General features: G+C 62.5%; 9 protein-coding genes. 8 read left to right on the top strand and 1 reads right to left on the bottom strand.

The features are described 5' to 3' along the window. The first annotated feature begins 320 nt into the window (after positions 1-320). From FHX10_RS18095 to FHX10_RS18080, 4 genes are all read left to right on the top strand, one after another. On the top strand, positions 321-659 hold the full coding sequence (locus tag FHX10_RS18095) for a hypothetical protein (RefSeq protein ID WP_063475604.1): 339 nt from the start codon (positions 321-323) through the stop codon (positions 657-659). Positions 660-831: 172 nt separating this feature from the next. Beyond that, positions 832-1,365, top strand: a complete 534-nt coding sequence (locus FHX10_RS18090; protein ID WP_063475603.1) for a YidB family protein — start codon at positions 832-834, stop codon at positions 1,363-1,365. Positions 1,366-1,531: 166 nt separating this feature from the next. Further along, positions 1,532-4,795 (top strand): adenylate/guanylate cyclase domain-containing protein, encoded by a 3,264-nt coding sequence (locus FHX10_RS18085; RefSeq protein WP_184390021.1) that lies wholly within the window; start codon positions 1,532-1,534, stop codon positions 4,793-4,795. A 74-nt stretch (positions 4,796-4,869) separates the two neighbouring features. Beyond that, positions 4,870-5,550, top strand: a complete 681-nt coding sequence (locus FHX10_RS18080; protein WP_063475602.1) for a peroxiredoxin-like family protein — start codon at positions 4,870-4,872, stop codon at positions 5,548-5,550. Positions 5,551-5,622: 72 nt separating this feature from the next. Here the strand turns inward: FHX10_RS18080 and FHX10_RS18075 are convergent, their stop codons facing one another. Further along, positions 5,623-6,153, bottom strand: a complete 531-nt coding sequence (locus FHX10_RS18075) for a c-type cytochrome (protein ID WP_409527296.1) — start codon at positions 6,151-6,153, stop codon at positions 5,623-5,625. A 199-nt stretch (positions 6,154-6,352) separates the two neighbouring features. Here FHX10_RS18075 and FHX10_RS18070 point away from each other — a divergent pair, with 199 nt between their 5' ends. The 4 genes from FHX10_RS18070 to FHX10_RS18055 all read left to right on the top strand — a co-directional run bounded on the left by FHX10_RS18070 (position 6,353) and on the right by FHX10_RS18055 (position 9,232). Then, a complete protein-coding gene (locus FHX10_RS18070; RefSeq protein ID WP_063475600.1) occupies positions 6,353-6,856 on the top strand; it encodes a cytochrome b in 504 nt (167 codons plus the stop codon). Positions 6,857-7,053: 197 nt separating this feature from the next. Then, positions 7,054-7,452, top strand: a complete 399-nt coding sequence (locus FHX10_RS18065) for a hypothetical protein (RefSeq protein WP_047615441.1) — start codon at positions 7,054-7,056, stop codon at positions 7,450-7,452. Between the two features lie 89 nt (positions 7,453-7,541). Then, positions 7,542-7,769 (top strand): hypothetical protein, encoded by a 228-nt coding sequence (locus tag FHX10_RS18060; protein ID WP_097544276.1) that lies wholly within the window; start codon positions 7,542-7,544, stop codon positions 7,767-7,769. Then, complete coding sequence (locus tag FHX10_RS18055) at positions 7,766-9,232, top strand: TolC family protein (RefSeq protein ID WP_063475599.1); 1,467 nt, start codon at positions 7,766-7,768, stop codon at positions 9,230-9,232. Before FHX10_RS18060 ends, FHX10_RS18055 begins: the two co-directional genes overlap by 4 nt. Positions 9,233-9,243: the final 11 nt, after the last annotated feature.

The raw sequence follows: 9,243 nt of genomic DNA, 5'->3' as shown, positions 1-9,243 counted from the left end.
CGGTCGGATCGGGGGCTGCCGTCAGCGCCAGCGGCAATGCTGAGTGTCGCATCTCTAAATGGCTGGCAACGTCGCGCCTCTAATCAGCTTTGACATTGGGCCAGTTAGAGATGCGACATCGATTGGCCTGAGCACCCGCCCCCTCCTTCGAGGCCCTTCGGGGCACCAGGATGAGGTTCTGTTGGATGTTGCGCTCCACAAAACGTCCATCGAATGCGACTCCGGCAGACCGGCGCTGCGCCGTCTCCGCTTGTCATGAGGAACAAAATTCGTATGGCGAGGTTGTCATTACGATAAGCACAAGACCATGGGAGGAACTCATGCGGAAATCTCTTCAATTCGTCCTGGTTGGCTTGGCCGCCATAACTGGGCTGACCATCTCGCCGACGATCGTTGCCGCGCAGGACTTGGAGTTGCGGCTCGGCCCTGGTGGCGTCGGCGTTTATGACCGTGATCGTGATTATGACCGTTATGACCGCCGCGACCGCGGACGGCGCGGTTGTGATCCGGACGATGCTCTCGACATCGCCCGCAGCGAAGGACTTCGCAGGGCGCAGATCGTCCGCATATCTGCCCGCAGCATCGTCGTCCAGGGCATGACGCGCCGCGGACCGGAGCGAATTGTCTTTGCAAACCAGCGAGGCTGCCCGGAAATCTGAGTAGCGGCGTGAGCTGTAAAGTCGGTCGGCCTTTGTGATTGCGGAACGAATCCGCCCGGTGCAGCCTTGTTTGCGCGGCGGCGCGGAACCTTTGGGCGCTCAGGACATTGCTGCCCATGCGGCGACCTGCATTGGGCCGTCTGCACCTTGGAGCACCATAGGAGGATTCATCATGATGAGCGGTCAATTGAAGGCGCTTCTCGCCGTTCTTGCCGTTGCCGGCTACCAGAACAGAGACAAGATCGGGGAACTCCTGCGGGGCATCCAGAACCCTCAGCAGGCTGGCGCGGGGAACCAGCAGCCGGGCGGGCTTGGGGGCATCCTCGGCGGACTGGGCGGCTCCGGCGGTCTCGGCGGCCTCCTCGGCGGGCTGACCTCAGGCGGCATTGTCAGCGGCGGGCTGGGCGATCTTCTGAAGACATTTCAGCAGAACGGTCACGGCGACAAGATCGAGTCTTGGGTACAGCCCGGTCAGAATGCCGACATCAATGATGGGCAGCTGGCGGAAGCACTCGGGCCTGATGTTCTCAACGAGATCGCCGCCAATACCGGCCTTTCTCATGAGGAGATTCTGGGCCGGCTGAGCCGCGACCTTCCCAAGGCTGTCGACGATCTGACCCCAGAGGGGAAAGTGCCCACCGCCGAAGAGGCGTTTTTGTCATCCGCGAGCCAATCAACCACCTCCGGGCGGCCCGGCACCATCTGATATCGGGACGTCGCCCTCGCCTATCACCGCTGGGCAGGTGCTCGGTCATCGAACGCCTGCCAAAGTCTTCACTTGCAGGCCTGGGGCAGCAGGTTCATGCTTGTCCCTGTCCGCTGGTTGCGGCTGAAAGAGCCGCAACGCATCGGGTTTTCGCGAGATGCGTCCGATGGAGTGCGCGGGCTGCGGTTTCGATATTCAGAGCGGTTTTGCTTTCTGTCCGCGATGCGGCGCAAGGCAGCCTGTCACCTGCGCCGCCTGCGGCTATGCCTGTCAGCCCGATTTTGCCTTCTGCCCGCAATGCGGCGCATCGATATCAGGCAAAGTCCAACCTGCATCGAAGCCCAACATCGAAGCGATAACGACGCCTAAGCCGGACAGCGATGCCGACCGGCGGCCGGTGACCGTGCTCTTTGCCGATCTCTGCGGCTTCACGACGCTGAGCGAGCAGATCGATCCCGAAGTCATGCGGGTGCTGCAGAACGAATTGTTCGAAGAGATGGCACAGGCGGTCGAGGCTTATGGCGGCTTTGTCGACAAGTTCGTCGGTGATGCGCTCCTGGCGCTGTTCGGCGCGCCGGTCGCCCATGAAGACGATCCGGTTCGGGCGCTTAACGCCGCACTCAATATGATCAAGCGCGCCACGGAGGTCGGCGAGCGCTGGCACGCACGCGCCGGCGTGCCGTTGCGTCTGCATATCGGCATCAATAGCGGCCCTGTTGTCACCGGCGGCTTCGGTGCAGTCAGTACGAAATCCTATTCGGTGACCGGCGATACGGTGAATACCGCGCAACGCCTGCAGTCCATGGCCGGCGAAAACGAGATCCTCGTTGGGCCGCTGACCTACCGCCTCACCCGCCATGCCTTCGCCTTCGACAGTCTCGGGGCTCAGACCTTGCGAGGCAAAAGCGGAAACGTGCAGGTCCATCGGCTGACCGGGCTGTCGGAAGCGCCGCATACGGCGCGTGGACTTGAAAGTTTCGGCCTGCGGGCGCCAATGATCGGACGGGACAGGGAGTTGTCGGGCTTGCTGACATGCCTCGACCTCGCCTGCGGCGGCGCGGCACAGCTTGTCCGCCTGATTGGCGAAGCGGGTATCGGCAAGTCGCGGCTGGTCAACGAGTTCGTCGCAATCGCTAGCAATACTGCCCGTTTTCAGGGCCTTGCCATCCGCAAAGCGACCTGCTCTCCCCTCGGCGAACAATCCTATGGGACGCTCGCCGCCGTGGTGCGCAGCGCCTACGGCATCGGCGAGCGGGATGATCTTGCCAGGACGCGGCAATTGCTGGCAACGGGGTTCGCCGCGCTCGATCTGACGCCGGAGGACGTGGAGGCACTTTTGCCGCTCTTTTTGCATGTCCTTGGTCTCGGAGATCCCGATGGCGCGTTGCGCCACATTGAGCCGGAGCAGTTGCGGCGGCAGATTTTCTATGCCGTCCGCACCGTCTTCGAGCGGCGGTTGGGACAAGGCCCCCTGCTGCTCGTCATCGAGGATCTGCATTGGGCGGACGCCGCCTCGCTTGAGGTGCTGCGCTTCATGATGGATCGGCTGGAGCGCAGCCGGCTGATGCTGCTTGTGATCTACCGGCCGACATCGCAGACCGACCCGCTGAACTCCAATCGTGTCAGCGTCACCGTGCAACGTCTTGAGCCACTCTTTGCAGCCGACGGGCAGAAGCTGCTTGCTGCCTTTTTTGGCGAGGGCCATAGCAAGTTGCCGGTGACGGTGCGCAAGCGCATCCTCGATCGCGCCGGCGGCAATCCGCTTTTCATCGAAGAAATCCTGCGCGGACTGATCGACATGGGCACGTTGCACGATGATGGTCAGCATGGCGACGGCCAGCACTGGCATGTCGCCGCCGAAGACACCGATGTCGATATCCCGGTCAATCTGCAGGCCCTGCTGCTTGCCCGCGTCGATCGGCTGCCGCAGGAGATCAGGCGGCTGGCGCAGGAGGCGGCGGTGGTCGGCCCGAAGTTCGATACCGCCCTGCTCCGCACCGTCGCCACCGACCCGGCCGGCATCGACGCTGCCTTGGATTACCTCTGCGATGCCAATATCATCGAGGAATTGCGCGGGTCCGATGCCGTGGTATCGCCGGGCTATCGCTTCAGCCAGACGCTGATGCACGATGTCATCTACCATAATCTCCTGCTGCAGCGGCGGGTGGAGCTTCATCAACGGATCGGCCGGGCTCTGGAACGTCAGTATGGCGCAGCGCCCGACCGGCCCGAGCATCTGGCGCAACTTGGCCATCATTTCAGCCTGACCACCGAAAAGTCCAAGGGCGCCAGCTATCTGATGGCGGCAGGCGATCTGGCGCGCAAGACCTACGCCAATGATGACGCCATGCGTCTCTATCGGCAGGCGCTTGCGGCCTTTGCCAACGAGGCGGAAGTGACACCGGAGCAACTGGCACTGCTGGAGCGTCTTGCCGATCTCTGCGGTCCTGCCGGCCTGCGCGACGCCGCCTTGGCCCATTATCAGCGAGCGCTTGCGATCCACCGCGCCAAAGACAATCCGATTGCCGCGGCGAGGATATTGCGCAAGATCGGCCGTTTGCATCTCGATGCCGGTCGCCGCGATCAGGCGGAGATCCATTGCGCCGAAGCTGAAGCGACGATCGCAACCGTGGATGCGCCGGTCGAACGTGCGCATGTCCTGCAAGAGCGCGGCCATCTCGCCTTCCGCATGGGCGATCAGGCTGCCGCTGCCGAGTGGGCGACGCAGGCGCTGCAATGCCTGCAAACGCTGCCGATCGACGGCACGACCGAGGCCGGACGGGAGACGGCGCGGGCGATGGCAGAGGCGCTGAATACCAAGGGTGCAGCCCTTGCGCGACTCGGACGTAGCCGCGAGGCCGTGCAGGAAGTGGAGCGCAGTCTCTCCGTCGCCGAAAAGGCCGATCTGCAAAGTGCCGCCTGCCGCGCCTATTCCAATCTTGGCGTTCTCTACACGATCGTCGATCCGGCCAGCGCCATCAAGATCTGCCGGCGAGGACTGGAGGTCGCGACCCGTATTGGCGATCTCGGCTTCCAGGCGCGTCTTCTCGCCAATCTCGCCGTTGCCTGCTGCACCTTTACCGATCGGTGCGCCGCCGAGGGCGTACCGGCGGCGGAGAAATCAGTCGAAATCGACCGGGCGCTCGATCAGCGCGACCATCTCTCCGTGCCGCTGATCGTGCTCGGCCAGATTCATCAATGCCACGGGCAGCCGAAGCTAGCTCGTAAGTATTACGAGGAAGCCCTTGAGGTTGCGAAGGAAATTGATGAACCGCAACTGCTCTTTCCGTGCTATGATGGCTTGGCGACACTCAGCCTCGAGCATGACGACATGGACGCGGCAGAACGGTATTTCACGCTGGCACAGGATGTGTGCATCCGCCACAACCTCGATCCAGGCACGCTCGTCGTCTTGCCGTTTCTCGACTGACCCGTCCTCGTTGCAGTGATCGCCGGAGATCGATTTGGCAAGTCGATTCAAAAACATAAAGGGAGGAACGAAACATGCAGGAGAACCACGCCGCAAGGCCATTGCAGCCGGGAGATCGCGCGCCGAACGTGGTGCTGGATGCCATCACCCGCCAGGGGAAAGTTGCCATCGACGATTTTCGCGGCCAGAAGCCGGTGCTCGTCGGGTTGTTCCGCGGATTGCATTGCCCCTTCTGCCGCCGCCAGATCGCCGCCATGGCCGAACTCACCGATGCCTTGCTGGAGAAGGGCATCGACAGCCTGACCGTCGTCAACACACCGATCGACCGCGCCCGCCTCTATTTTCGCTACCATCCGCTTCCCAATCTGCTGGCGGCCTCGGACCCGGAGCGGGTATCGCACAAGGCCTTCGGCCTGCCGAACCTTCAATTTACCGAAGACGAGAATGACTGGCCGCATAAAATCAGCATGAATGCGGTGACGTCGATGCGCATCGACATGCCGGACGAGCTTCCAGCGCCCATGGACCTGATGGCAGCCGTGGAATTTCTCGACAAGGCCGATGGTTACGAATTCACCGAAGATGACAAGCAGATGATCGCCACCGGCCACGGCCAGCTTGTCGGTGAATTCCTGCTCGATCGGGATGGCGTCGTGCGCTGGTGCTTCACCGAAGTCGAGGAGGATGGTCGTCATATGTTCGGCGGCCCTGCCCCTCGCGAAGTGATGTCGGCAGCGTCGAACATGGCTGTTTGAAGCAAAAGAGGCCGTTCTTGACCGGTTGAACGCCGGAGCAAGGCGGGCCATTCCAAACCCGCGTGCTCGCCGTCATTCCGCCCTGAATTTGGCGTGGCAGGTCGTGCAGGTCTGGAGCATGAGGTGGAACGCGTGTTCCGCCGGCATTGCCAGGAGATCCTGCTCGTTGCGGACGTGAGTGCCGAGCGGTCCGCCGCCCATGGCCTCGCCGGGCTTCATGCGCATGCTGGCAGACATCGATCCCGGGTTACTCCGGGCGGCGGCGTCCAGCGCGACCGCGTAGTCGCGCAGGTCGTTCGCGATCCGGTCGAACCGCTCGCGCTCCGCGGGGATGTTCGGCCTGGCCTTCGACTGTGGACTGACGGCCTCGGACATGAAGTGTCCGGAGAGAACGACACCCGACCTGTCGCGGATTGTATCGGCAGCCCAGCTGAACTCGTTAGCCGTGTAGCTCGCCGGATCCTTGAACATGCCGGAGATGGTCTTAACCGCCGCGGCCATGGCCTTCATGTCGGCCTGCCGAAGCGCTACGACATCCTCGGTCGCCGGCGACGAGACTGCCGTGATCGGCATCACACCCACGACGAAGAGCAAACCGAACATGTTCGCAAAAATGGTTCGTCTCATAAGGCTGCTTTCCGAATCCGAGATCGTGCCGCTTGCGACTACCGATATCCGTTCTCATCGGGGCAATAAAAGGGCGGGCGCCCTCCCCGATACGCCGCATCTCGCGATGCTCCAAGCCGATCAGGAAGCGTTAACCGCCGCCGATTAGTCTGCGCCCCTCGGCAGGAGAGGATCGATGAAAGGTGGCTATTCACTGGCCCAGATAGGGCTTCACTGGCTGGTCGCCCTCATGGTGCCGGTGCAGTATCTGACGGGTGGCAGCATCGAGAGAACCCACCATGCCGTCCACATGGGGATGGCGCCGGCTTATTGGGACGTCGTTCAGCACCAGCTCCATAACTATGCAGGAATGGCGATCGGACTGCTGATGGGCGCACGGCTGGTTCTTCGTATCCTTCAGCCGCCAGAGATCGGCGCGCCCGGCACATGGAGCGGACGAGCCGCCACGGCGCTTCATCACGCCTTCTACGCCGCCATCATTGGACAGGCCTGCATGGGATTGGTCGCGAGCTACGTCTGGTTCGCGATCGCGCCGTACCACGTTGTCGGGTCGAGGATCATCCTGGCGATGGTCGCGCTGCATCTCGCCGCGGCGATCTGGCATACGCTCGTCGTCCGTGACGATACGGTCGACCGGATACTGCTGCCGCGCCGGAAGCGGTCAGTCAAAAATCTGTAACGTGGCGAGCGTCAGCAGGACATAGCGGCCCGCCTTGGCGACGAAAACCAGGATCGTGTAGCATTATAGCGCCAAAGGAAGCTCTAGCTTGTGCATAACGTGATGTTCGCGCCACATAAAGGACTCGAACATCCGTGACACAGAGGTCTTAATTGAAATCCGGCTGCATTGCATGTAGGCCGTTGGGAATGGGCAAGATGTACCGAATCGCAATGAGCAAGCTGCTCGTGATGATACGGCTGGTGATCGTCGTATCACTGGCGGGGTACTCGTTGTCGAACGCTAACGCAGCGATGCACGGCTCCTCCTTCCCCGATCTCAAAGCCGTTGTGTCCGACGTGACGTCGCCCCATGAAGGCCACGACATGACGGAGGCCGCCCGTCATGGCCACGCGCATGGCGACGTATCTCATGATGGCGATGGCCCGTCGAAGCTCGTCAAGCAGGAATGCTGCAAGGACTTCTGTGGCGGGCTTGGCATCATTTGTGATGGCCCCGACGTCGGCGGACCCGTCGTGACCTCGATCCGGCAGTTCGTTGACGACCGGACGACCATTGGCGAACTGCCGCCCCTCCACCGTCCCCCGAATATCTGAATAGAGACACACCCGCTTGATCGGGTCCCGTCGGTCGCGTGCCTTTTAGGCGAGCGCCCACAGGTTATCTCTTGTTCGGAAACTTCATAATGAAACCCTCGCTTTTCGTGGTGGGGCTGCCGCTTCTTGTCGGCGGCTGCGCATCCACGCTTCCTCCCGACGTGGTGGCATCCTCCGCCGCCGTCGAACAGCCGTCCGCGCGCGCCATCACATACCGGTCGCCGATCTCGGGCTATGAAGCCAGGCAGCCCGTCGACCCCAAGCCTTGGCGCAGACAGAACGATCTGCAGTCTCCAGCAAATGGAGATGCCTCATGATCGGGCCTAGAAGAATAATCATGGCGCTGGCATTCCCGCTGGCGCTAAGCGGTTGCGTCACGGGCGACGACTATTCCCGCAATGAGGCGGGCTTCATTTCCGTCGCCAACAAGACCGCCAGTGTCGAGGCGAAAGAGACCGTCTGGATCCAGAACCAGAACCAGGCCCGTTCTGCGGGGGCGCAGGTCAAAAGCCTGCTTGCTCGAACGAAACCTCTCGACGTCGAGACGGCCGTCCAGATCGCCCTGCTCAACAACAAAGGCCTCCAGGCCGCCTATGCCGATCTTGGCGACCGTGCGGCTGACGCCTGGCAGTCGACGATGTTCATCAACCCGACAGTCTCCTTCGGTACCACAGGGATCGGAACTCCGGAACTTCAAGCGTTCAAGACGATCGAGGGGATGATCACAACGAACATCCTGGCGCTCGCGACGAAGAGCAGGGACGTGGCGATCGCCGACACACGCTTCCGGCAGGCGCAGTTGACCGCGGCCGTGAGAACGCTCCAGGTTGCCGCCGACACACGGCGTGCCTGGATCGGTGCAGTCGCGGCCTGGGAGAACGTCGGGCAGCTCCAGCGCGCCCAGGCGACGGCCGATGCCGCTTCGGAGCTCGCGGCGAAGCTGGGCGAGACCGGTGCGATGACCAAGGGCGCCCAGGCACGTGAACATGTGTTCGTCGCCGAAATCGCCGGAGAAACGGCGAAGGCCCGCCTGGCGGCCCGCCTCGCCAAGGAGGAGCTGACGCGACTGATGGGCCTCTGGGGCTCCGAGCTGGACTATCAGGTTCCGAACAGCCTGCCGCCGCTGCCCAAGTCCGTCGCAAAACGCGACACCATCGAAGCCGAAGCACTCCGAAACCGGATAGACCTCCAGGTCGCGAAGCTCGAACTCGAAGCCACAGCCAGGTCCTATGGCCTGACCGAAGCGACGCGCTACGTCACCGACCTCGAGATCCTGACCGGCTTCGAAACGGAACGGGAAATCGAGGACGACGAGAAGAAGACAAGGACGACCGCCCAGGTCGAACTGGAGTTCGCAATCCCGATCTTCGACACGGGCAAGGCCCGGATGCGCAAGGCCGAGGTGGCATACATGCGGGCGGCGAACTTACTGGCGGAGAAAGCGGTCAACGTGCGCTCGGAAGCGCGCTCCGCCTACGAGGCCTACCGCTCGAACTACGACATCGCCCGGCACTACCGCAACAACGTCGTGCCGCTGCGCGCCAAGGTCGAGGAGGAATCCCTGCTGACCTACAACGGCATGATCACCAACACGTTCGAGCTGCTGACCGACACCCGCGACAAGATCAACTCCATCCTGCTCTCCGTCAACGCGAAGCGAGACTTCTGGCTGGCCGAAGCCAATCTCGCGCCTGCCATCTACGGCGGCGGCGCGACGAACGCCTCGGCAGAGACCGAGGTCGCCGCTGCTTCCGGGAGCGGCGGTGGCGGCGGCCATTGAGAAAGGAAATT

Origin of the sequence: Rhizobium sp. BK591 (genome assembly GCF_014195045.1) — a bacterium.
Classification (GTDB): Bacteria; Pseudomonadota; Alphaproteobacteria; order Rhizobiales; family Rhizobiaceae; genus Rhizobium; species Rhizobium anhuiense.
Note: the sequence above shows the minus strand (reverse complement) of the source record. Positions and strands in the feature narration are given on the sequence as shown.